Raw genomic sequence first — 21,815 nt, 5'->3', positions numbered from 1 at the left:
TAAAGAAATGTTTGGAATAGGAGGAGGCGAATTAATCTTAATTATAATCATCGCATTGATGTTGTTTGGATCTGAAAAGATTCCTGATATTGCACGTGCCTTAGGTAAAGGTATGGCACAACTTAAAAATGCCACTAACGAAATTAAATCGGAAATTCAACGCAGTGCTGATAACAATGAGTTGGCTTCGTTAACACGTGATTTTAATCGCGAAGTAGAACAGGTTAAAGGAGGATTTGATAAAATTGTCGATGAAGAAACGAAGAAGTTAACGGGTGATAATAATCCCCTTGATATTACTTCTGAAATCAATGAAGTAAAAGAGAATTTTGACGATTTGACCGGACCTATTAAACGCCAAATGTAATCTTGGAAAAAATCATTCATTTAGATAAAGAACTTCTTGTTTTTCTTAACGGTTTAGGTTCAGAGCCCTTTGATGGATTCTGGCTGATAATTACCAAACAGTTGCATTGGTCTCCTATATTTTTGTTGGTATTCTATTTTCTGCAAAAAAAAATCGGTTGGAAAAATTTCGGTATTGTGATTTTGGTACTAACACTATTAATTGTCTTTACCGACCAGGTAACGAATTTGGTTAAAAATTCAGTACAAAGGCTACGTCCTTGTAATGATCTTGAGATCAATTCAATAATTAGAATTGTAAAAAGTAGTAGTACCTATAGTTATTTCTCTGGGCACGCGGCCAATTCGATGGCAAGCACCGTTTTCATGTTTGCATTGATGAGAAAACACTACCGTTACGCGTTTCTGTTGTTTTTATTTCCGTTAATTTTTGCTTACAGTAGAATTTATTTGGGGTTGCATTTTCCTGGCGATATTCTTTCGGGCTATCTTTTCGGAATATTTTCCGGTTATACTTTCTATCGTTTGTATCTGATTATTTTACAAAAATATTTTCCTGAATTATAATACACGGCTAACGGTTAACCCATCTCTAATAGGTAATAAAACCGTTTCAACTCTTGGGTCGGTTTTTAATAGTTCGTTGTATTCCAGTAAGATTTTGGTGCTTTTATCATTGGCTTTAATCTCGCCAAGAATTTTTCCGCTCCAAAGAACGTTGTCAGACAAAATCACGCCGCCTTTATTCATCATCGGAACAATCATCTCAAAATAATTGATGTAATTTTCTTTGTCGGCATCAATGAAAACCAAATCGAATTTTTTGTTCAAATCGGGAATGATATCCAAGGCATTGCCTAAGTGTTGGTGAATTTGATTTGACCATGCGGATTGATCGAAATACTTCTTTTGAAAATCGAATAGTTCTTCGTTGTTGTCTATAGTATCTAAAGTGCCGTGTTCAGGTAATCCTTCAGCTAAACACAAAGCAGCGTATCCGGTGTAAGTTCCAATTTCCAGAATCGTTGTTGGTCGTATTAATTTGGAAAGCATGCTCAAAACTCTTCCCTGAAAATGACCACTCAACATACGCGGTTGTAAAATTTTCTGATGGGTTTCTTTGTTCAAGCGGACTAATAATTCCGGTTCGTTTTCACTATGATTGGCTACATAGTTTTCTAATTCTTCAGAAATGAAATGCATAGGATATATATTACTACTGCGAAATTACGAATTCCGAATGGACTATATAAAAAAAGAGCAGAATCTTTGTAATTCTGCTCTCTCTATTTATTTAACCAAAGTATCAATTATTTTGTGAACTGGTAATATTGCTTTTGAATATTCAATTGTAGGTCCGGCAACCCACACCGTTTTGTAAGTTGCTTCTGTTGCAGCTTTGGTTACAGCATTATTGCCTATCATAAAACGGATCAATTTGGCCCATTTTTTTAATCGTTTGTTGGTGTTTAAAAAGCGTTCCAACCAGTTTAATTTGGTGCCGATTTTTTGTACATAAGGAGTATTAATAACTGTACATGGTGTGCCGGATATTTTTTCGGTCATAACAATGTCTTTGGCGCCATAATCAACACATGCTTGTTTGTATTCCTGTGAAACTTTGGCTTCTTCGGATGGAATGAATAAACTGCCAATAGAAACTCCTACAGCACCCGCATTCAGCATTTTATCTACGTCGGCTTTGCAACCAACACCTCCAGCTGAAATAACCGGTAAAGTAGTTTGTTCGTCCAATAATTGGATTAAATCCTCAGGTGCTATATTACCCCTGTGACCACCCGCCAGATTATTGACTGCGATAAGTGCATCGGCTTTCAAACTTTCTACTTTTTTAGCAAAACTTAAATCGGTTACATCACAAAATACTTTAACACCTGCTTTATGTGCTTCTTTGATAGTTTCTTCGGGACTTCCAAGAGAAGTAATTATGAAATCGACTTTCTCTTCGCACAATACGCGTAGCTGTTCTTTGTATTTGATGTTCGATTTGTTTACAATCAGATTAAAACCAAAACTACCACCCGCTGGTTTGGCGTCTTTTAATTCGGTTATTGCGGCTTTCAATTCGTCGAGTGTTCTATAGTTTAAAGCGGGAATACAACCTGCTACGCCAGCTTTCATGCCTTCGATTACCATGGCGGTATTGGATACCAAAAACATGGGAGCCATTATGATAGGATGCTTTATTTGTAATAATTCAGTTAATGTTGGTTTCATAGGGTAACTTTTTTCAAATATACTAAAAAAATAGTATGCGCGCATATAAATTTATTATTGCGGAAATACTTTTATCTTTGCAGCATGCAAACGGAGAAGAAAGATATTAGAGCGCTTACAAAAGAGCAATTACGTGAATTTTTTACATCGAACGGAGACAAGGCGTTTCGTGGAAATCAGGTGTACGAATGGTTATGGCAAAAACACGCCCATACTTTTGAAGATATGACCAATATTTCGAAAGAAACACGAGCTATGCTTGAGGCTAATTTTGTAATCAATCACATCAAAGTAGATACGATGCAACGCAGTAGTGACGGTACTGTGAAAAATGCAGTTCGTTTGCATGACGATTTAGTGGTAGAGTCTGTTTTGATTCCAACCGAAACCAGAACAACAGCCTGTGTTTCTAGTCAGGTGGGATGTAGCTTGGATTGTAATTTTTGTGCTACAGCTCGATTGAAACGAATGCGTAATCTGAATCCGGATGAAATTTATGATCAGGTGGCTGCTATTGATGCGGAAAGTCGTTTGTATTACAATCGTCCCCTTTCCAATATTGTTTTCATGGGAATGGGTGAGCCGTTGATGAATTATCCGAATGTGATGAAAGCCATAGATAAGATTACTTCACCCGAAGGATTAGGAATGTCGCCTAAGCGTATTACCGTATCGACTTCCGGAGTTTCGAAGATGATAAAAAAAATGGCTGATGACGAAGTGAAATTCAAACTGGCGGTTTCTTTGCATTCGGCAATTGAAGAAACCAGAAATCAGATTATGCCTTTCACCAAAAGTTTTCCTTTGCCAGAATTGAGAGAAGCTTTGGAGTATTGGTATAGAAAAACCAAAAGTAAAGTTACTTACGAATATGTGGTATGGAAAGGAATCAATGATGATAAAAAGTCAATTGATGCTTTAGTGAAATTTTGCAAATATGTACCTTGTAAAGTGAATTTGATTGAATACAACCCAATTGATGATGGTGAATTCCAACAAGCTGCACCAGAAGTAATCGATGCGTATATCAAAGCGCTAGAATCAAGTGGAATTGTCGCTAAAGTGCGTCGAAGCCGTGGAAAGGATATTGACGCAGCCTGCGGTCAGTTAGCGAATAAAGAAACATAAAAAAATCCCACCAATGTGGGATTTTTTATTTTTAAATAGTTTTGGTTTTATTAATTGCCAATAACAATTGTGTAGGCTACACCGTCTATGGTTAAAACGGCGGTATTGTCACATTCTCCAGCGCCATAATCTAAAGTAGCTGTGTGGTTATTTCTTGTAAATGTAATTACTCCTTCAACTAGTAGTGGTTTGTGTAATGCTGCACAACTCATTTTGATAATTAACGGATGCTGATTGCTGATCGTTGCCGTTTGAACACTTGTGTTAGGGAAAGTTGTAGTCCAACTTCCGGTTATTTTATACACATTGTTGGTCCAATCATTATCTCCATATCCTGAAACAAATTCTCTTACTCTTTGACCAACTCTTCTGAAAGTACGATTGTCAGGGAATGTAGCAGTCATGTCCATGTTCATGGTGATTACTGGAAGGCTAGGAGTGTTTGTTGTAGCGGCAGTCATTGTTCTTGTGAATGACTTGTTTCCATTAAATTTGATTTGATTGTGATAGAAGTTTACAAATTCGTAATTGATTGTGTGTGTTGTTGCATTCGGTTGGTAAATGAAAGTGATGATGATTTTTCCTTTTAGTACGTTTCCGTTCGCTAAAGTACATCCATCACCGAAATCGATTGTTTTTGTAACCGTTGTGCCAGGTGTAATCGCGGTTCCAAAAGCAGGAACTCTGGTAATGGTAGCGCAAGTTGAAAGGGCGGAACCTGGAGAGTCAATAGAACGTCCATCTGTGCTGTTGGCGTAGGTTTTTGCTTCTTGTTCTGCAACAATATCAGCAATATCATCATTGGCAAAATCAATTTTTGCATTAACGGCTACTTCATCAGCTGTGATTGGTGTGTTTTGATTTTCTGTGCTTTCTTCTTTTGTACAGCTAAAAAAAGCGAGAGACAAAAGTGTGGTCAAGATTAAAATTTTAGCTTTCATAATTTAAGAATTTTTTAAGATTTGAGAATAAGACAATTATAATGCCAAAAGGTTTAATCAAATATAAAAAAATAGTTGGATTTTGAAAGTTTTGAACTTAAATACTATCTTTGGCTTTCGATGGATATTACTTCGCAAATAAAAAAACCAATACTTGAAGAAATGGAGCTTTTTGAAAAAAAGTTTCATAATTCGATGTCTTCCAAAGTAGCGCTTTTAAATAGAATCACTTACTATATAGTGAACCGAAAAGGAAAGCAAATGCGTCCAATGTTTGTTTTCTTGACAGCCAAGATGATTTCTGGTGGTGAAGTATTGGAAAGAACCTATCGTGGCGCGTTGGTTATCGAACTGATTCATACGGCAACCTTAGTACATGATGATGTGGTTGATGATAGTAACCGTCGTCGCGGATTTTTCTCCATCAATGCGCTTTGGAAAAATAAAATTGCAGTTTTGGTTGGTGATTATCTTTTATCCAAAGGTTTGCTGCTTTCTATTGACAACGGAGATTTTGATTTACTGCGTATTATTTCAGTAGCGGTTCGCGAAATGAGTGAAGGAGAATTGCTTCAGATTGAAAAGGCACGCCGTCTGGATATTACCGAAGAAGTGTATTATGAAATCATTCGTCAGAAAACAGCAACATTGATCGCCGCTTGTTGTTCATTAGCTGCCTGCTCTGTTAAACCAGACGATACAGAACTGACCGAACGCATGCGGAAATTCGGAGAACTTATTGGTATGGCTTTTCAAATCAAAGATGATTTATTCGATTATTCAGATGAAGCAATCGGTAAGCCTACAGGAATTGATATCAAAGAGCAGAAAATGACGTTGCCTTTAATCCATGTTCTTAATAATTGTTCTGAAAAGGATAAGAAATGGTTGATCAATTCAATTAAAAACCATAATAAGGATAAAAAGCGCGTCAAAGAGGTTATCGCTTTCGTAAAAAACAACAACGGTTTGGCATATGCCGAACAAAAAATGATTCAATTTCAGAAAGAAGCACTACAATTGATTGAATCTTTTCCAAATTCTTCTTACAAAGAAGCCTTGATTTTAATGGTGAATTACGTGATTGAAAGAAAAAAATAAACTTTTTTTTCAACCCCATGCAACCATTTTGAATCGAGATTCGTCTATGCTAATAGAACCGCTAATTAATACATGTTATTTTTTTCGGTTGCTAAAAGTAAACAAACTAAAAAACAATTTTGAAAGTAATTGATTTACATCAGGAAGAAAAACGAATAATCGATTTGGCTGTCGAAAATAATCGACAGGCTCAACATCAGATTTATTCCAAGTATTCGCCGAAAATGCTCAGTGTTTGCAGGCAGTATGTGAAAGATTTGCATGAAGCGGAAGATGTAATGATTACCGCATTTATGAAAGTCTTTACTAATCTGAAGCATTTTGAACACAAAGGAAGCTTTGAAGGTTGGATCCGAAGAATAATTATTAACGAATGCATTTCGTACATACGGGTTCAAAAACAAATGAAGTTCATTGACGATGAGTCGTATTTTGATGAAGTGGTCAACGATATCGAAAACCAACTTTCTCTGGATGAAATACAGTATTTGATTGATAGTTTGCCCGATGGCTATAAAATGGTTTTCAATTTGTATGTCATTGAAGGTTATAAGCATCATGAAATTGCTCAAATGTTGGGAATTAATGAAGGGACTTCAAAATCACAATTGTCTCACGCTAGAAAAATGCTGACGGAACAAATCAACAAATTAAATAAGTACAGCAATGGAACCGAATAAATTAGAAAATCAAATTAGAGAAAAGCTGGAAGAAAGAGAAATCATGCCTTCAGCGCAATCTTGGGACAGATTGGATGCGATGCTTTCAGTTCATGAAGAGAAAAAAAGCAGAAAAGGGTTGCCATGGTTGTCTTTAGCGGCTAGCTTTTTAGTGTTGTCAGGTTTGGGTTATTTTTTCGTTAATCCTACACAAAAAAATGAGATGGATTTGCAAGGCGAGCCTGTAGTGTTTGAAACATTTCAGAATGCATCGGATACAGAAACAAAAAAGGAGAATGTTCAGTCAAATAGCAGTTTGACTAACAAAACGGAGGAAAGTTATGTTGAAGTAGTTCAGGAAGTGAATTCTATCTCCCAAAAATCAAATATAGATAGACATTCAAATAAAAATAATTCCGAGAAAGTAGAACAGTCAATAGCAAGTTCTGAACCAACACCGAAAGAAGCGAAGAATTCAGTAGAGCAGGAAAAGCTACAAATTATTCAAAAACAAGAGGCGAATCCTGAATCTTTGTTGGCACAAGTAGAAAAACCAAAAATTGACACCAAATCAAAAGTGAAAGTGAGTGCAAGAAGCCTGCTTTCACAAGTTGACGGGGAAATTGAATTGACTTTCCGTCAGAAAGTATTACGTACCATAAAAAAGAATTACGAAGAAACAAAAGAAGCCATCGCTAACAGAAATCTAGAAGAATCATCAAATCATTAATTATAAAAACGAACAGTCATTATGAAAAATTGTATTATCTATTTGGCAATCTTTGCTGTAACTATTATTGCCAAAACGTATGGGCAGGAAACATTTGAACAAAAGGCGAAAGCTATTGCTAATCGTATCGAGAAAATTACAAAAGATGAAAAAGCCTTTTTGAAAGATCAAGTAGAATTGGTTAATCGTGAATTTGAAAAGGGAACTATTACATGGGAGCAGGCCGATGAGAAAAAAATCAAATTAGCAGAAGCTGTGGCAGCACGAATTGAGGAAAGAGTGGCTGTTGAAGAACAAATGTTGGCTGATTTAGTACAACAAAAAGTAGAAGGAAGAATCACTTCTTTGGATACGGTAAAAAGATCCGGAAAGACTTATGGAAAAGGAATTAAATTAGTAGTTGGCGGAAAAGATACAATCCAATATTTGCAAAAAAGAACTACGTCGCAACTGGTTTTCGCAACGGGAGTGAATAATTTGGTAACCGATGGAGCTGTTGCGCATTCCGATTTCAGGTATTGGGGTTCTCATTTTTATGAGTTGGGTTGGACGTACAACACCCGAATTTTTAAAAACAATAATTTATTGCATTTCAAATACGGTTTGTCTTTACAATATAACAATCTTCGTCCAACAGACAACAGGTATTTTGTTGAAAATGGAAATCAAACCAATCTGCAAGCGGCTTCAATTAATTTAAAAGATTCCAGATTACGTAATGTGAATTTAGTACTACCATTGTATTTGGAGTTTGATGCCTCTCCGAAAACTATGGATAAGGATAAGGCGGTTTATAAAATTCATCAAAGTTTCCGATTTGGTTTAGGTGGTTTTGTAGGAGCGAATTTGAAAACCAAACAAATTGTAAAATATGATGACGAGTTTGGAAATTCTGTAACTTCAAAGACCAAAGGTGATTTTAATGTGAACGATTTTGTTTATGGTTTGGGAGCCTATATCGGTCACAAGGGTACAAGTTTGTACGTAAAATACGACATGAATCCATTGTTCAATAAAAATTTAGTAGATCAGAATAATATTTCTTTAGGGGTTCGATTCGATATGAATTAATTTTATTTGTCAGTTATTTCGTAAGTGTTCTCAATATGAGAGCACTTATTTGTTTTTTAAAATAATTTATTGGCACAATATTTGGTTGGTTATCAAAGTGTAAAATTAACTTGTGCTATTTTGTGTATTCAAATTGGAATATTACATTTGTAGTTCGCTAAAAAAATAAATAACCTAAAAAAGGCCCTAAATGAGAACTAAATTATTACTTATTTTGTTGACTGCTTTTTCAGCGGTGAATGCGCAAAATGCGCGAGGTATCTATGGAGAACCTAACTGGTTTAACGGATGGACTAACTTCAAGCCCAAGCAAGCTGAATACAATCAGCCGTCTCAAATTTTAACGGGTGTCATTTCTCAAAATACAACTCTTAAGAAAACAACCTATTTAATCATGGGAACTGTTTATGTTGCAAATAATGTGACTTTAACAATTGAGCCAGGTGCCGTTTTAAGAGGAGATCATGATACAAATGGTACTCTAGTAATAACTAAAGGAGGAAGAATGGTTGCAGAAGGAACTGTTACAGATCCAATTGTTTTTACTTCAAGCAAAGGAACAGCTGACAGAAAACCAGGTGACTGGGGTGGTGTGATTCTATACGGTGATGCTCCATTGAATAGATTAGGAGGAGTTATTTCATCGATTTATGATCCTAATCCATTGTACAATGTTTTCGGAGGTAATAATGAAAATAATGATGCAGGTAGTTTAAAATACGTGCGTATCGAGTTTGCTGGAAAAAAACTGAATGAAAAAACCATGTTAAACGGTTTGACTCTAGGTGCAGTTGGTAAAAAGACTAAAATTGAATACGTTCAAATTAGCTATGCTAAAGATGATGCATTAGAAATCATTGGAGGTAGTATCGATATGAATAATATTATTTCTTTTAGAAATGCGGATGACGATTTCGACTACTCAATGGGAACACAAAGTATAGTGACTAATTCAGTTATTATCAGAAACCCATTCATCTCTGATAATACACGTTCAAGATGTTTCGAAATTGATTCTTACGATAAAGTAGAGAACTTTGATCCTTCAAAAAAGAAAACGATTGTAAAATTGCAAAACGTAACTATGGTCAATAATGAGGAAAATTCAATGGGCTTAGTGAAAGAAGCAATTTCATTAAAATCGGAATCGTTCTTAGAAATGGACAAATGTGTGGTAGTTGGATTTGAAAGTTTCTTGGCTTTAGATGATAAATACTTAGATCCTAAAGAATTCGTGAAAATTAAAATAACAAACTCATCAATTGATAGTTGTAATTCAATTGTTTCTAACGAAGCGTTGTTCAAAGCAGAAGTGCCTTCTAATTGGTTTTCGCAAACAGATAAAATGAACTTGATTTCAAACAGTGGAATTTTAAATTTATTTTATAGTAACAACGTAAATAAAAAGCCGGATTTTCGTTTGAAATAAAAAATACGGGTTTAAAAAATATAAAAGTGCTTCCTCATGAAGCACTTTTTCTTTTTATGATAAATCCTCTTTTTTAGTTCGTATATTTGAACCCTATTTTGCATATACAATGATTTCCAAGAGTACCATAGATGCTGTGTTTGAAACCGCCCGTGTTGAGGAGGTTATTGGTGATTTCGTACAACTCAAAAGAGCGGGAAGTAATTTTAAAGGTTTGAGTCCTTTTTCCGATGAAAAGTCGCCATCGTTTATGGTTTCACCTGTAAAACAAATTTGGAAAGATTTCAGTTCGGGTAAAGGAGGGAATGCGGTTACTTTTGTAATGGAACACGAGCATTTTTCTTTTCCAGAAGCCATTCGGTACCTAGCCAAAAAATACAACATTGAAATTGAAGAAACGGTTCAAACTGCCGAAGATGTGGCGGAGGCCAATGAAAAGGAAAGTATGTATCTGGTTTCTGAATTCGCTCAGAAATATTTTCAAAATTCAATGCTGAGCTCCGATGAAGGTCAGGCTATTGGATTATCCTATTTTAAAGAAAGAGGTTTTTCTTCAGAGACTATTAAGAAATTTGGATTAGGTTATTCTTCTGAAAATTGGGATGCTTTTACCAAAGAGGCATTAGGACAAGGGTATAAGTTGGAATACTTAGAAAAAGTAGGTTTGACTATTTTGAGAGAAGATGGTAGGCATTTTGATCGTTTCAAAGGACGAGTGATGTTTCCTATTCAAAGTATGTCTGGACGAGTTTTAGGTTTTGGAGGTCGAATTTTGACCAACGATAAAAAAGCTGCAAAATACTTGAATTCTCCCGAAAGTGAGATTTATCATAAAAGCAAAGTGTTGTATGGTATTTACCATGCCAAACAAGCGATTGCAAAACTAGATAATTGCTATTTGTGTGAAGGATATACTGATGTGATTCAAATGCATCAGGCAGGTATTGAAAATGTTGTTTCTTCTTCCGGTACAGCTTTGACACCTGATCAGATTCGTTTGATAAACAGATTGACCAAAAATATCACGGTGCTTTTTGATGGTGATGCGGCGGGTTTAAGAGCATCTATTCGAGGAATCGATTTGATTTTGGAAGAAGGAATGAATGTCAAAGTATGTACGTTTCCTGACGGCGATGACCCGGATAGTTTTGCCAAAAAAACGCCACACGATGAGTTGATGCGCTATTTGGATGAAAATGCAATGGATTTCATTCAGTTCAAGGCTTCTTTGTTAATGAAAGATGCGAAGAATGATCCCATTAAAAAAGCAGAGTTGATTCGTGATATGGTCATGAGTATTTCTAAAATTCCGGACCGAATTAAACGGGAAGTGTATATTCAGGAATGTGCCCGAATTATGGATATTTCCGAAGAAGTTCTTTTCAATACGTTGGCGCAATTGGTGCAAAAAGATATTTCCGAAGTCAATAAGAAATTCAAACAGGAACAAAAAGCTTTTGAAGTACATAAAACCGAAAATATTGCTGTTAATGCTAAAGTTGATGTGCAGTACATTTTGGAAAGAAAAATTATTGAGTTGTTGCTGCGATATGGTGGTGTTGAAGAGGAATTTAAGGATTCGTATTGGAAGGCAGATGAAGAAGGCGAGTTGAAAAGGGTTGAGGAAAAAACCAAATGTAAAGTATACCAAAGAATTTTTCTTAGTTTACAAGATGATGAGGTAGAGTTTGTTAACCAAGATTTTAAAGAGATTTATGACAATCTCATGGATTTTTTTAATCAAAACGAGGAATTTAATCTCGAAAAGTATTTAATGGATTTGCCGCCACATATGGCTAGGGAAATTACAAGTATCATTATGGAAGATGAGAAGAATCCATTGAATAACTGGGAGGCGAAAGAAATCTATGTTAAAATGAAAGAGACGACTATCAGTCAAAATGTTACGGAAACGGTGTTGACTTTTAGAAGGTTTCTAATTGATAAGGTTATCAAGGAGATAATGTATAATTTGCCAAAGGAAAGTAATGCAGACAATTCTGAAGTTCTTTCCCTAATTACGGATTATAATAAGCTTTCGAAGGATATTGCTGAAATTTTAGGAAGAGTTGTGATTCCTTATGGTTTCTAGATTTTGAATTGCACTGTGTATCTTGAATGATTGCGTATTATGTTTACTGAGTGTCTAAAAAAAAAGCATCCATTTCCAAAGAAACGGATGCTGATAATGTTGAAAATCTTCCTATGGTGATGGACTACTCTATGCTTAGCGGAAACTTTTCCGACAAGTTGGGCAGTTTTGTGTCAAAAAAAGTTAAACAATCTCTAGTGTTTTTGCTTTGTTGACTAAATCCACCAAGTTAGTAACGTTAAGTTTAGCTAGCAATCTCAGTTTGTAAGTACTGATGGTTTTTTCATTTAAATGGAGTGCCTCGGCAACTTCTTTGTTTTTCTTACCATTCGACAAGTAGCGTAAGACTTCTACTTCTCTGGTAGATAATTTTCGGTACAAACGCTCTGATTTGGCTTGCTTTGAAATAAGCGCCATGTTGCGTTTAACGGCATCGCTAAAAATAATAGCGCCACGATTCACTTTAATAATGGTCGATGCCAAAATGTCAAGTTTCTCGGATTTTTGTAGAAAGGACGACACACCTGCCTTGATGGCGTTGGGTGCATAGACCTGTTCATTCAAATTGGAAAAAAGAACGATTTTAAGTTTTGGATGATCTTTTAGTAAAGCCTTAATCAAATTGATACTTGAAAGACCGTCTAATTCCAAATCCATAACTAGAACGTCAATTTCCTTTCTTTTAAGCATTTCTTCAACCATTTCGAAATTGTCTACAATTCCTACTAAAGTAATGTCAGAATGCTCCTTGAAATACGATTTAATGCCATAATGAACAACCGGATGGTTGTCGGCAAGTCCTATCTTCACCATACTCCTAAAATTTTTTTAATTGAACAAAAGCGGGTTGTAAAGATACGAAAATTTTTATAAAAAGCTGGAAATCAGGATTATTTTTACTTCAATTCTGTAGGAATTATACATACAGGAATTGGGGTCATTTTGTGCTGGTTGATAGTGTTCAAACGCTTGTAAATAGTGAAGACTTCGCGTTCTCTGCCTTCAAAATTTTCGGCAGTTTTGCCTTTTTCAAGTTGTTCCATAGCCCATTCTAACTCCGGATAACTCGCTCCTAATTGATCTTCATCGCTTCGATCGTCTCCAAATAATCCGTCGGTTGGTGCCGCATTCAAAATGGAATCCGGAACATTCAAGTATTTTGCCAAAGCTCTCACGTCGCTTTTTAATAAATCGGCAATCGGACTTAAGTCAACACCGCCATCACCATATTTAGTAAAAAAACCAACGCCAAAATCTTCTACTTTATTACCGGTTCCGGCTACTAAAAGTCCGTGAATGCCAGCTAAATAATATAAAGTAGTCATTCGTAAACGCGCTCTGGTATTGGCTAATGAAAGGTTTAATTTAGCTTCGTTGTTGCTGCCCGGTATTTCGGCTTTCATACTTTCAAATACAGGTGTTAAATCAACTCGGGTATCTGTTACGTTGGGAAAGCGTTCTTTTAATTGTGCAATATGTTCTTGGGCACGGTTTACATGGCTTTGGGCTTGATGTATGGGCATTTCAACGCATAATGTTTGTAAGCCTGTTTGAGCACAAAGTGTTGAGGTTAATGCGGAGTCAATCCCTCCTGAAATTCCGACTACAAAGCCATTTACTTTGGCGCTTTCGGCATACGATTTTAGCCAATTTACAATATGACTGTTTACTTTTTCAGAATTGATAGTGCTAATTTTTTGCATAGTGACTCTTTCTATTAAAAACCAATGTATATTTGCAAAAATAATAATTTTATGTTCATCTCGTTTGAGATACTAAACACTAATTTGATGAAGAAATTCCTGTATTTTTTATCGCTTTCTCTTCTTTTTGTTTCTTGTAAAAAGAATGAAATGGTTAAAGAAGAAGCTGAAGAAATCCCTTTGACTGTTGAAGTAGATCGTTATGATAAAGCTTTTTACGAATCCAAACCTCAAGATTTGCCAAAACTAAAAGCGCAATATCCTGATTTTTTTCCACAAGGGATAGATGAAAAATACCTTACGGAGAAAATGACGCACCCAATGTGGCGAGAGTTGTACAAAGAAGTGGAAAAGCGTTACGAAAATTTCGATGCGCAAAAAGTTGAAATTGAAAAGCTTTTCAAATACATTACATTTTATTACCCTAAAACTCAAGTTCCAAAAGTAATTACTGTAATTCAAGATATGGATCCGGATTATAAAGTAATTTATGCAGAAAAGAAAAATGTACTTATTATTTCTTTGGAGCTTTATCTTGGAAAAGGGCATAAGTTTTATGAATTCCCAGAGTATGAAAAGAAAACGTTTGAACCTAATCAGATGATGCCTGATATTGTGCAGAGTTTTTCATTGGGCAAAGTAAAACCGCCAACAGAACGTGATTTCTTGTCGCAAATTATTTATGCAGGTAAACAAATGTATCTGAAAGACGTGTTGCTTCCGGATGTGTCTGATGAGGATAAGATTTGTTATACGGCAGAAGAATTGAAATGGTGTGAAGATAACGATGTTGAGGTTTGGAAATACTTTGTAGAAGAGAACTTGTTGTACAGTACAAATCCAAAGTTGGTTCAGAATTTTATTGTTCCTGGACCATTTTCTAAATTCGGAAGAGATAATGACAGTGAGACGCCTTCTCGTATAGGTGTTTGGTTGGGGTGGCAAATTGTTCGTTCCTATATGGATAATAACGATGTGCCAATTCAGAAACTAATGATTATGGATGCTAAAGAAATATTTCAAAAATCTAAATATAAACCCGCTAAATAATGGCAATTACAAAAACTTCAGATATACAATTTAAAATTTCGCTTGACGAAAATCATGTTCCCGAAAAATTACACTGGACCGCAAAAGATGGTGGAGTGGAAAACGAAGAAGCTAAAGCTGTGATGTTGAATATTTGGGATAGCAATGCAAAAGAAACTATGCGTATCGATTTATGGACGAAAGATATGCCTGTAGATGAGATGAAGGTTTTCTTTCATCAGACATTAGTCGCTATGGCTGATACATTTGAACGCGCAACCGCCGATGAGAAAATGAGTGCTACTATGCGTGATTTCTGTGACTACTTTGCTGAAAAATTGGAATTAAAACAAGAATAAAAAAAAGGGTTCGTTTAGCGAACCCTTTTTTGTGTTTTATACAAAGTCATTGTTTTTGAAAATTTCCTGATTGACTGCGTCAATGTACTCTAGAACATTCTCTTTACCTATAACATCTAAAGAAGAAGTAACAAAGTATTGAGGCATTTCTTCCCAATTATTGGCTAATAAAGCTTTACGGTACGCCGCTACTTGCTGTTCTATTTTTCCTTTGGAAATTTTATCGGCCTTAGTAAATATTATACAGAAAGGAATCTCTATTTCGCCTAAGTAGGTGATAAATTCCAAATCTATTTTTTGTGCTTCATGGCGAATGTCAATCAACACAAAAGCACACACCAATTGTTCTCTTTTTTCAAAATAATCGGTGATGAATTTCTGAAAAACTTCTTTTGTTTTTTTGGATACTCGGGCATAACCATAACCCGGTAAATCTACTAAAAACCAATTGTTGTTGATTTTAAAGTGATTGATTAATTGTGTTTTTCCCGGTCTAGCCGATGTTTTTGCTAAGTTTTTGTGGTTGGTCAACATGTTGATTAAGGATGATTTTCCTACGTTTGACCTTCCGATAAATGCATACTCAGGTATTCGGTCTTGTGGGCATTTGCTCACAATCGAATTACTGATAATAAACTCGGCAGTATTTATTTTCATTGTTGGTATTTTTCTTGTAATTTCCTAAAAAGGAGTATTAATGGATATGTTCGGCTTTGTTTTCAAGCCATTCTTCTAAAATTCTATTGAATTCGTCCGGATGTTCCATCATAGCTGCGTGACCGCATTTGTCAATCCAATATAAAGTTGAATTGGGTAATAATTTGTGGAATTCTTCCGCTACATCTGGTGGTGTAACCTTGTCTTGTTTGCCCCAAATAATGCCTGTTGGTACGTGCATTTTGGGCAAATCTTTGGCCATGTTATGACGGATAGCACTTTTGGCAATGGTTAAAGTTTTGATTAATTTAACTCTGTCATTAACTGTATTGTAAACATCATCGATGATTTCTTTCGTAGCAATTTCTGGATTGTAAAATACATCCTCGGCTTTTTTCTTGATGTACTCATAGTCACCTCGCTTCGGATAGCTGTCTCCCATGGCGCTTTCGTAAAGTCCTGAACTACCAGTTATTACTAATCCGCAAACTCTTTCGGGATACATTTTTGTAAAGTAAAGGGAGATGTGTCCTCCTAGTGAATTGCCTAATAGAATGGCTCTGTCTAATTTTTTATAATCCATGAAATTCTTCACATATACAGCAAAGGACTTCACATTCGTTTTTAAAATATTCTGAGTATACAATGGTAGGTGAGGAATGATAACTTTGTATCCTTTTTGAGGGAAATAATTGGCGACACCATCAAAATTGCTCAATCCGCCCATTAATCCATGCAGTATAATAATTGGAGTTCCTTCTCCAGCTTCGAAGTATTCGTATTTACCTTCTTTTATTAAATTCTCCACAATCTCTCTTCTGTTTGGTTTGTCTATTAACTCACAAATATAGAATATTTTACAAGAAGTAAGAGTGGGGAAAACATAGAATAGAGATCTTAAACGATTAATTATTTCATTGTTAGCATTTTAAGGGTTTGTTTTTCGTTTTTATTTTTAACAAAATACTTGTAAATGTTAATAATCTGAAAACGGATTAAAAATCCTCCCACTTTGAAAAGGTCAATAAAATCAATTTATTCCGTAAAATGATGGATTAAAAACGGTAAAACTTATTAACAAAGTGGTAATTTGTGGTAAAATGTGGTAAATTATTTTTTACATTTGTACATTATCATACAAAAAGTGTAACTCATTGAATACCATTATTGGAACATATGAATGTAAGGCTGATGCAAAGGGCAGGTTGATGTTACCTGTGGCTTTGAAGAATCAGTTGGCTTCTTCGTTGCAGGATGGTTTCGTATTAAAGCGATCTGTTTTTCAGCAATGTTTGGAGTTGTATCCTATGGCAGAATGGAATTTAATGATGCAAAAAATCAACAAACTTAATCGATTCAATAAAAAACACAATGATTTCATTCGACGATTTACAGTGGGTGTGCGTATGTTGGAAATTGATTCGACAGGAAGGTTGTTGATACCTAAAGATTTGGCATTGTTTGCTTCGATTACCAGTAATGTGGTGTTGTCTTCGGCGGTTAATATTGTTGAGATTTGGGATAAGGATTTGTATGAAAAAGCTATTGATGATGCAGATGTAGATTTTGCAGATTTGGCAGAGGAAGTAATGGGTAACATAAACGATGAGTTAGATGGAATATCATAATCCGGTATTGTTAAAGGAAACGGTGGAAGGCTTGAATATTAAGCCTGATGGGGTTTATGTTGATGTGACATTTGGAGGTGGTGGTCACTCTAGGGAGATATTGTCTCAATTAGGACCGAATGGAAAATTGTTTGCCTTTGATCAAGATGAAGATGCTTGGGTAAATGAAATTCAAGACGAACGTTTTACGCTGATTAAAGAAAACTTCAGATTTATCAAAAGATTTCTTCGTTTCTACGGAATTAAAAAAGTTGACGGAATTTTAGGAGACCTTGGGGTTTCGTCACATCAGTTTGATGTTCCGGAACGAGGTTTTTCAACGCGATTCGATGCTGAACTGGACATGCGCATGAGTAAGAAAAATGAATTGAGTGCATACAGGGTGGTTAACGAATACGACGATAAAAATTTACGTCGTATTTTTTTAGAGTATGGTGAGCTTAAAAATGCAGCGGCGTTAGCGAGAGCAATCGTTGAGGCTAGGGAAAAGGAGCGAATCGTAAATACGGAAGATCTGAAACAGGTGTTGGCTCGTTTTTTACCAGCGCACAAAGCGAATAAAATTTTGGCGCAAATCTATCAAGCGATTCGTATTGAAGTGAATCAAGAAATGGAAGTTTTGAAAGAATTCTTGGAACAAACATTAGAAGTTTTGGATACCGGTGGACGCTTGAGTGTGATTTCCTATCATTCATTGGAAGATCGATTGGTTAAACGCTTTATCAAAAACGGAATGTTTGAAGGAGAACCTGAAAGGGATATGTTTGGTCGATTTGAAGTTCCTTTTAAAGCAATTGGGAAATTAATAGTGCCAACTGATGTTGAGATTAAAATCAACAACAGAGCGAGAAGTGCTAAATTGAGAATAGCTGAAAAAATATAATGAAAGGGAAGTTGTATAGCTTGTTGAAAGCCAGGTTCTTGGTGAACGAGGATGCGATCAAAAATTGGCAGTTCATTGTCTATTTGATTTTCTTGGCCATAATCATGATTGCGAACACACATAGTTATGAAAAGAAAATTTTCGAAATAGCGGAGTTGACCAATGAAGTAAAAGAATTACGATCAGAATTTGTAGACCGTCGTTCGGAGTTGATGAAGATTAAAATGGAATCGTCTGTAGCTGAAAAAATGGAAAAAAAAGAAATTTTTCCCTCTTCGGTTCCTCCAAAAAAAATAAAAGTTATAAAAGAAAAAACAGCTTGGGATAACCTATGGCAGTAGAAAACAGAAACATATTGAATCGTATTTATGTAGTGGCTTTAATCATTTTGATTATGGTGACTGCTGTTGGCGTTAAGCTAACGAACATTCAGTGGGTGGAAGGCGATTATTACCGTCAATTGGCAAAAGAACGGACGGTTAAAAACTTTGTAATTCCTGCAAATAGAGGGAATGTGTATTCTTCTGACGGAAGTTTACTTGCAACATCTATTCCGGAATATACGATTCGTTTTGATGCAGTGGCTCCATCAAAAGAGACTTTTGATAAATATGTAAAGCCTTTGTCTGATTCATTAGGAAAGTTCTTAGGAAAGTCTAGTTCGGTGTATTTGAATGAATTCCGTAAAGCGAAAGCAAATAAAAATCGCTATTTTTTAGTAGCTCGCGACTTGAGTTATACGCAGTATATGACGATTAAAGGTTTTCCTTTATTCAATTTGGGAGCTTACAAAGGAGGGATGATAACCGAGCAAGAAACTGTGCGTGAGCATCCAATCGGTAAAATTGCGAAAAGGACTATCGGTTACGAGCGATATGATGAAAAAGGAAGGTTGCTTCCTGTGGGTATTGAAGGTGCTTTTAGTAAATACTTAAACGGTAAAGATGGTAAGATTTTAAAGCAAAAAATTGCAAAAGGCCAATGGAAGCCCATTCACGATAATAACGAAGTGGAACCTCGTGACGGCTACGATATTGTTTCTACTATAGATGTTTACGTTCAGGATATTGCGCATCACGCTTTATTAAAACAATTGGAAGAGTATGAGGCGGATCATGGTTGTGTTGTCGTTATGGAAACCAAAACGGGTGCTGTAAAAGCAATTTCCAATTTGGGTAGAGGTAAAGATGGTACTTACTATGAAACTGTGAATTATGCTATCGGCGAATCACACGAACCCGGGTCAACGTTTAAGTTAGTGGATTTAATCGCACTTCTGGATGACGAGAAAATTGATACTGGTAAAGTGTATGATTCGAAAGGAGGAGATATAATTTATAAAGGGCGACATGTACGCGATTCTCATAAAGGTGGTTACGGAAAAATTTCATTAGCCCGTGGTTTCGAAGTTTCTTCGAATACAGTTTTGGTTCAAGCAGTTTATGAAAATTATAAAACCAACCCAAAACAGTTTGTTGACCGAATAAATAATTTAGGGCTTAACAAACCTCTTGGTTTACCATTTAAAGGAGAGGGTATTCCTCGAATACCACAACCCGGCGAGAATGGCTGGAGCGGAATCTCTCTTCCTTGGATGGCATTTGGTTACGGAGTATCTGTTACTCCGCTACAAACATTGACATTGTACAATGCCGTTGCGAACAATGGCGAAATGGTAAAGCCGATGTTTGTTCAAGAGGTGAAAGAATGGAACAAAACCATCAAAAAGTTTGACAAGCAGGTGATTAATCCTAAAATATGTTCTGACCCAACATTGAAAAAAGTAAATGCTGTTTTGAAAAACGTAGTAAAACAAGGAACGGGTTCGAAATTGTATTCTAAAGATTTTTCAATGGCAGGTAAAACAGGGACGGTTCAGATGGCTTATCATAAGGGAGATACAGAAATGTATTATGCATCTTCGTTTGTTGGTTATTTTCCAGCAGATAATCCAAAATATTCTTGCATTGTTGTTGTACATAAACCGAATACTTCGAAAAATAATTATTATGGTGCAGATGTAGCTGGCCCGGTTTTTAAACGTATCGCTCAAAAAGTGTTTACTGATGTGCCATCTACCAATAAAATAAAAGATTTAAAAAGAAAATTCAAAAATCAAGAGGCTAGTTATCTAGCCTACAACGAAAAGGTAAATAAAAAACCATCCGTTGTGCCTAATTTGAAAGGTATGCCAGGTATGGATGCGGTAGCGCTGCTGGAAAACCTAAACATGAAAGTTAAGGTAATTGGCATCGGAAAAGTAAAGAAACAATCAATTCTTCCAGGTCAGCCTATTTTAAAAAATAACACAATAATTCTTGAGTTGTCATAATGCAAAACTTAAAAGACATAGTATACAAAGTTGGTATTGAATCTGTTCATGGTACAACAGATATTCAAGTGAATGCCATTCATTTTGACTCGCGTAATGTGAGTAATAATGATGTGTTTGTAGCAATCAAAGGGACTATTTCCAATGGTCATCAATTTATTGATAAGGCGATTTCTCTTGGAGCTGCAGCTATTGTATGCGAAGATTTGCCAGCTAATTTATTGTCTCAAATAACTTATATTCAAGTCAAAGATACCAATGAGGCTCTGGCGTGTTTAGCGGCTAATTTTTATGACAATCCATCACAAAAACTGCAATTAATAGGTATAACTGGAACCAATGGTAAGACAACTATTGCGTCGCTATTGTACCAAATGTTTAAAAAGGCAGGTTATAAAGTTGGTTTGCTTTCAACAGTGAAAATTCTAGTTGACGATACCGAATATAAAGCAACTCATACCACTCCTGATTCATTAACCATCAATCATTATATGAATGAAATGGTTGAAGAAGGTTGTGAGTATTGTTTCATGGAAGTGAGTTCTCATGGGATTCATCAAAAACGTACCGAAGGATTACACTTCACGGGCGGAGTTTTTACCAATTTGTCTCACGACCATTTGGATTATCATCCAACATTCGCCGAATACCGTGATGTGAAAAAATCATTTTTTGATTCCTTGCCGAAATCTGCTTTTGCGATTACGAATATCGATGATAAAAACGGAAGTGTAATGCTTCAAAATACGCAGGCGAGAAAATTGACCTATGCTCTGAAAACTTATGCCGATTATAAGGCCGTTATTTTGGAAAATCAATTATCTGGCTTGCAATTAAAAGTGAATGAGCAAGAAGTTTGGACTCGTTTAATCGGAAATTTTAATGCCTATAATTTACTGGCGATTTATGCAGTTGCTGTGGAATTAGGGATTGAGAAAATTGAAGCTTTGCGATTGTTATCGGAATTGGAAAGTGTTTCAGGAAGATTTCAATACATCGTTTCAAATCAAAAAATTACAGCGGTGGTAGATTATGCACACACGCCTGATGCGTTGGAAAATGTATTGAATACAATAAATGATATCCGTACTAAAAATGAAAAATTAATCACAGTAGTGGGTTGTGGAGGCGACAGAGATAAAACAAAGCGACCAATAATGGCAAAAATTGCTACCGAATTGAGCGACAATGTGATACTAACATCGGATAACCCACGAACTGAAGATCCACAAGTGATTTTGAATGAAATGGAAGCTGGTATTTCGGCCGAAAATTTTAAAAAATATGTGTCGATTTTAGATAGAAAGCAAGCGATTAAAACGGCTTGTCAAATGGCGGAAAGCAAAGATATTATTGTAATTGCGGGCAAAGGACACGAAACCTATCAGGAAATAAATGGAGTACGTCATGATTTTGACGATATGAAAATTGTACAAGAAATATTAGAACAACTTAACAAATAACCACAA

23 protein-coding genes are annotated in these 21,815 nt (G+C 35.7%); 16 read left to right on the top strand and 7 right to left on the bottom strand.

What is annotated here, in order from left to right; all coding sequences use genetic code 11:
- Nucleotides 1-7: 7 nt before the first annotated feature.
- Both ACFO7M_RS12005 and ACFO7M_RS12000 read left to right on the top strand, forming a co-directional pair.
- Nucleotides 8-367 (top strand): twin-arginine translocase TatA/TatE family subunit, encoded by a 360-nt coding sequence (locus ACFO7M_RS12005; RefSeq protein ID WP_379735856.1) that lies wholly within the window; start codon nucleotides 8-10, stop codon nucleotides 365-367.
- Nucleotides 367-933, top strand: a complete 567-nt coding sequence (locus ACFO7M_RS12000; RefSeq protein WP_379736051.1) for a phosphatase PAP2 family protein — start codon at nucleotides 367-369, stop codon at nucleotides 931-933. Before ACFO7M_RS12005 ends, ACFO7M_RS12000 begins: the two co-directional genes overlap by 1 nt.
- On the opposite strand, the gene ACFO7M_RS11995 is transcribed toward ACFO7M_RS12000, so the two are convergent.
- The gene (locus tag ACFO7M_RS11995) at nucleotides 928-1,569 is read right to left on the bottom strand and encodes an O-methyltransferase (RefSeq protein ID WP_379716476.1); all 642 of its coding nucleotides are present in this window, start codon (nucleotides 1,567-1,569) and stop codon (nucleotides 928-930) included. The genes ACFO7M_RS12000 and ACFO7M_RS11995 overlap by 6 nt on opposite strands.
- 87 nt (nucleotides 1,570-1,656) lie before the next feature.
- Entirely contained in the window at nucleotides 1,657-2,604 is a 948-nt protein-coding gene (locus tag ACFO7M_RS11990) for an NAD(P)H-dependent flavin oxidoreductase (RefSeq protein ID WP_379735854.1), read from the bottom strand.
- Nucleotides 2,605-2,688: 84 nt separating this feature from the next.
- Here ACFO7M_RS11990 and rlmN point away from each other — a divergent pair, with 84 nt between their 5' ends.
- Nucleotides 2,689-3,732, top strand: coding sequence for a 23S rRNA (adenine(2503)-C(2))-methyltransferase RlmN (rlmN, locus tag ACFO7M_RS11985; protein WP_379716470.1), 1,044 nt, complete (start codon nucleotides 2,689-2,691; stop codon nucleotides 3,730-3,732).
- Between the two features lie 50 nt (nucleotides 3,733-3,782).
- On the opposite strand, the gene ACFO7M_RS11980 is transcribed toward rlmN, so the two are convergent.
- On the bottom strand, nucleotides 3,783-4,673 hold the full coding sequence (locus tag ACFO7M_RS11980) for a hypothetical protein (RefSeq protein WP_379716467.1): 891 nt from the start codon (nucleotides 4,671-4,673) through the stop codon (nucleotides 3,783-3,785).
- A gap of 120 nt (nucleotides 4,674-4,793) precedes the next feature.
- Between ACFO7M_RS11980 and ACFO7M_RS11975 the strand changes: the two genes are divergently transcribed.
- The 6 genes from ACFO7M_RS11975 (at nucleotide 4,794) to dnaG (ending at nucleotide 11,755) form a co-directional block, all read left to right on the top strand.
- The gene (locus ACFO7M_RS11975) at nucleotides 4,794-5,774 is read left to right on the top strand and encodes a polyprenyl synthetase family protein (RefSeq protein WP_379718989.1); all 981 of its coding nucleotides are present in this window, start codon (nucleotides 4,794-4,796) and stop codon (nucleotides 5,772-5,774) included.
- A 119-nt stretch (nucleotides 5,775-5,893) separates the two neighbouring features.
- Entirely contained in the window at nucleotides 5,894-6,454 is a 561-nt protein-coding gene (locus ACFO7M_RS11970; RefSeq protein WP_379735852.1) for an RNA polymerase sigma factor, read from the top strand.
- A complete protein-coding gene (locus ACFO7M_RS11965) occupies nucleotides 6,441-7,163 on the top strand; it encodes a hypothetical protein (RefSeq protein WP_379735850.1) in 723 nt (240 codons plus the stop codon). The genes ACFO7M_RS11970 and ACFO7M_RS11965 overlap by 14 nt, the downstream gene beginning before the upstream one ends.
- 21 nt (nucleotides 7,164-7,184) lie before the next feature.
- Nucleotides 7,185-8,234, top strand: a complete 1,050-nt coding sequence (locus ACFO7M_RS11960; protein WP_379735848.1) for a hypothetical protein — start codon at nucleotides 7,185-7,187, stop codon at nucleotides 8,232-8,234.
- A 190-nt stretch (nucleotides 8,235-8,424) separates the two neighbouring features.
- Nucleotides 8,425-9,663 (top strand): hypothetical protein, encoded by a 1,239-nt coding sequence (locus ACFO7M_RS11955; RefSeq protein ID WP_379716455.1) that lies wholly within the window; start codon nucleotides 8,425-8,427, stop codon nucleotides 9,661-9,663.
- 109 nt (nucleotides 9,664-9,772) lie between these two features.
- Nucleotides 9,773-11,755: a DNA primase gene (gene dnaG / locus ACFO7M_RS11950; protein WP_379735846.1), complete on the top strand. Its 1,983-nt coding sequence runs from the start codon at nucleotides 9,773-9,775 to the stop codon at nucleotides 11,753-11,755.
- 183 nt (nucleotides 11,756-11,938) lie between these two features.
- Here dnaG and ACFO7M_RS11945 read toward each other — a convergent pair whose 3' ends face one another.
- Both ACFO7M_RS11945 and nadE read right to left on the bottom strand, forming a co-directional pair.
- Nucleotides 11,939-12,568, bottom strand: coding sequence for a LuxR C-terminal-related transcriptional regulator (locus ACFO7M_RS11945; protein WP_379716448.1), 630 nt, complete (start codon nucleotides 12,566-12,568; stop codon nucleotides 11,939-11,941).
- Between the two features lie 83 nt (nucleotides 12,569-12,651).
- Nucleotides 12,652-13,458: an NAD(+) synthase gene (nadE, locus tag ACFO7M_RS11940; protein ID WP_379716445.1), complete on the bottom strand. Its 807-nt coding sequence runs from the start codon at nucleotides 13,456-13,458 to the stop codon at nucleotides 12,652-12,654.
- Nucleotides 13,459-13,545: 87 nt separating this feature from the next.
- Here nadE and gldB point away from each other — a divergent pair, with 87 nt between their 5' ends.
- Together gldB and gldC are read left to right on the top strand one after the other, a co-directional pair.
- Nucleotides 13,546-14,508, top strand: coding sequence for a gliding motility lipoprotein GldB (gldB, locus tag ACFO7M_RS11935; RefSeq protein WP_379716442.1), 963 nt, complete (start codon nucleotides 13,546-13,548; stop codon nucleotides 14,506-14,508).
- Nucleotides 14,508-14,846, top strand: a complete 339-nt coding sequence (gldC, locus tag ACFO7M_RS11930) for a gliding motility protein GldC (RefSeq protein WP_379716439.1) — start codon at nucleotides 14,508-14,510, stop codon at nucleotides 14,844-14,846. The genes gldB and gldC overlap by 1 nt, the downstream gene beginning before the upstream one ends.
- Before the next feature lie 36 nt (nucleotides 14,847-14,882).
- On the opposite strand, the gene yihA is transcribed toward gldC, so the two are convergent.
- Nucleotides 14,883-15,503, bottom strand: a complete 621-nt coding sequence (gene yihA / locus ACFO7M_RS11925) for a ribosome biogenesis GTP-binding protein YihA/YsxC (RefSeq protein WP_379716436.1) — start codon at nucleotides 15,501-15,503, stop codon at nucleotides 14,883-14,885.
- A 37-nt stretch (nucleotides 15,504-15,540) separates the two neighbouring features.
- On the bottom strand, nucleotides 15,541-16,311 hold the full coding sequence (locus tag ACFO7M_RS11920) for an alpha/beta fold hydrolase (RefSeq protein ID WP_379716433.1): 771 nt from the start codon (nucleotides 16,309-16,311) through the stop codon (nucleotides 15,541-15,543).
- A gap of 346 nt (nucleotides 16,312-16,657) precedes the next feature.
- Between ACFO7M_RS11920 and ACFO7M_RS11915 the strand changes: the two genes are divergently transcribed.
- From ACFO7M_RS11915 to ACFO7M_RS11895, 5 genes are read left to right on the top strand one after another with little or no spacing between them, the layout of a single operon-like run.
- Complete coding sequence (locus ACFO7M_RS11915; protein WP_379716430.1) at nucleotides 16,658-17,131, top strand: division/cell wall cluster transcriptional repressor MraZ; 474 nt, start codon at nucleotides 16,658-16,660, stop codon at nucleotides 17,129-17,131.
- Nucleotides 17,118-18,014 carry a 16S rRNA (cytosine(1402)-N(4))-methyltransferase RsmH gene (gene rsmH, locus ACFO7M_RS11910; protein ID WP_379735844.1) on the top strand — a complete coding sequence of 299 codons (897 nt, stop codon included), beginning with the start codon at nucleotides 17,118-17,120 and terminating at the stop codon, nucleotides 18,012-18,014. The genes ACFO7M_RS11915 and rsmH overlap by 14 nt, the downstream gene beginning before the upstream one ends.
- The gene (locus ACFO7M_RS11905; protein ID WP_379735842.1) at nucleotides 18,014-18,355 is read left to right on the top strand and encodes an FtsL-like putative cell division protein; all 342 of its coding nucleotides are present in this window, start codon (nucleotides 18,014-18,016) and stop codon (nucleotides 18,353-18,355) included. The genes rsmH and ACFO7M_RS11905 overlap by 1 nt, the downstream gene beginning before the upstream one ends.
- A complete protein-coding gene (locus ACFO7M_RS11900; RefSeq protein ID WP_379735840.1) occupies nucleotides 18,346-20,346 on the top strand; it encodes a penicillin-binding protein in 2,001 nt (666 codons plus the stop codon). Before ACFO7M_RS11905 ends, ACFO7M_RS11900 begins: the two co-directional genes overlap by 10 nt.
- Nucleotides 20,346-21,809, top strand: coding sequence for a UDP-N-acetylmuramoyl-L-alanyl-D-glutamate--2,6-diaminopimelate ligase (locus ACFO7M_RS11895; RefSeq protein WP_379735838.1), 1,464 nt, complete (start codon nucleotides 20,346-20,348; stop codon nucleotides 21,807-21,809). The genes ACFO7M_RS11900 and ACFO7M_RS11895 overlap by 1 nt, the downstream gene beginning before the upstream one ends.
- The last annotated feature ends 6 nt before the right edge of the window (nucleotides 21,810-21,815 follow it).

The sequence above is a fragment of the Flavobacterium sp. GCM10023249 genome (assembly GCF_042653365.1).
GTDB lineage: Bacteria > Bacteroidota > Bacteroidia > Flavobacteriales > Flavobacteriaceae > Flavobacterium.
This window is presented reverse-complemented; position numbering and strand designations above follow the sequence as displayed.

Excerpts from the sequence above, each read along its gene's own strand:
- ACFO7M_RS12005 (WP_379735856.1), top strand. The coding sequence starts at position 8 with ATGTTTGGAATAGGAGGAGGCGAATTAATCTTAATTATAATCATCGCA.
- ACFO7M_RS11995 (WP_379716476.1), bottom strand. The coding sequence starts at position 1,569 with ATGCATTTCATTTCTGAAGAATTAGAAAACTATGTAGCCAATCATAGT.
- ACFO7M_RS11990 (WP_379735854.1), bottom strand. The coding sequence starts at position 2,604 with ATGAAACCAACATTAACTGAATTATTACAAATAAAGCATCCTATCATA.
- rlmN (WP_379716470.1), top strand. The coding sequence starts at position 2,689 with ATGCAAACGGAGAAGAAAGATATTAGAGCGCTTACAAAAGAGCAATTA.
- ACFO7M_RS11980 (WP_379716467.1), bottom strand. The coding sequence starts at position 4,673 with ATGAAAGCTAAAATTTTAATCTTGACCACACTTTTGTCTCTCGCTTTT.
- ACFO7M_RS11975 (WP_379718989.1), top strand. The coding sequence starts at position 4,794 with ATGGATATTACTTCGCAAATAAAAAAACCAATACTTGAAGAAATGGAG.
- ACFO7M_RS11965 (WP_379735850.1), top strand. The coding sequence starts at position 6,441 with ATGGAACCGAATAAATTAGAAAATCAAATTAGAGAAAAGCTGGAAGAA.
- ACFO7M_RS11960 (WP_379735848.1), top strand. The coding sequence starts at position 7,185 with ATGAAAAATTGTATTATCTATTTGGCAATCTTTGCTGTAACTATTATT.
- ACFO7M_RS11955 (WP_379716455.1), top strand. The coding sequence starts at position 8,425 with ATGAGAACTAAATTATTACTTATTTTGTTGACTGCTTTTTCAGCGGTG.
- dnaG (WP_379735846.1), top strand. The coding sequence starts at position 9,773 with ATGATTTCCAAGAGTACCATAGATGCTGTGTTTGAAACCGCCCGTGTT.
- ACFO7M_RS11945 (WP_379716448.1), bottom strand. The coding sequence starts at position 12,568 with ATGGTGAAGATAGGACTTGCCGACAACCATCCGGTTGTTCATTATGGC.
- nadE (WP_379716445.1), bottom strand. The coding sequence starts at position 13,458 with ATGCAAAAAATTAGCACTATCAATTCTGAAAAAGTAAACAGTCATATT.
- gldB (WP_379716442.1), top strand. The coding sequence starts at position 13,546 with ATGAAGAAATTCCTGTATTTTTTATCGCTTTCTCTTCTTTTTGTTTCT.
- gldC (WP_379716439.1), top strand. The coding sequence starts at position 14,508 with ATGGCAATTACAAAAACTTCAGATATACAATTTAAAATTTCGCTTGAC.
- yihA (WP_379716436.1), bottom strand. The coding sequence starts at position 15,503 with ATGAAAATAAATACTGCCGAGTTTATTATCAGTAATTCGATTGTGAGC.
- rsmH (WP_379735844.1), top strand. The coding sequence starts at position 17,118 with ATGGAATATCATAATCCGGTATTGTTAAAGGAAACGGTGGAAGGCTTG.
- ACFO7M_RS11905 (WP_379735842.1), top strand. The coding sequence starts at position 18,014 with ATGAAAGGGAAGTTGTATAGCTTGTTGAAAGCCAGGTTCTTGGTGAAC.
- ACFO7M_RS11900 (WP_379735840.1), top strand. The coding sequence starts at position 18,346 with ATGGCAGTAGAAAACAGAAACATATTGAATCGTATTTATGTAGTGGCT.
- ACFO7M_RS11895 (WP_379735838.1), top strand. The coding sequence starts at position 20,346 with ATGCAAAACTTAAAAGACATAGTATACAAAGTTGGTATTGAATCTGTT.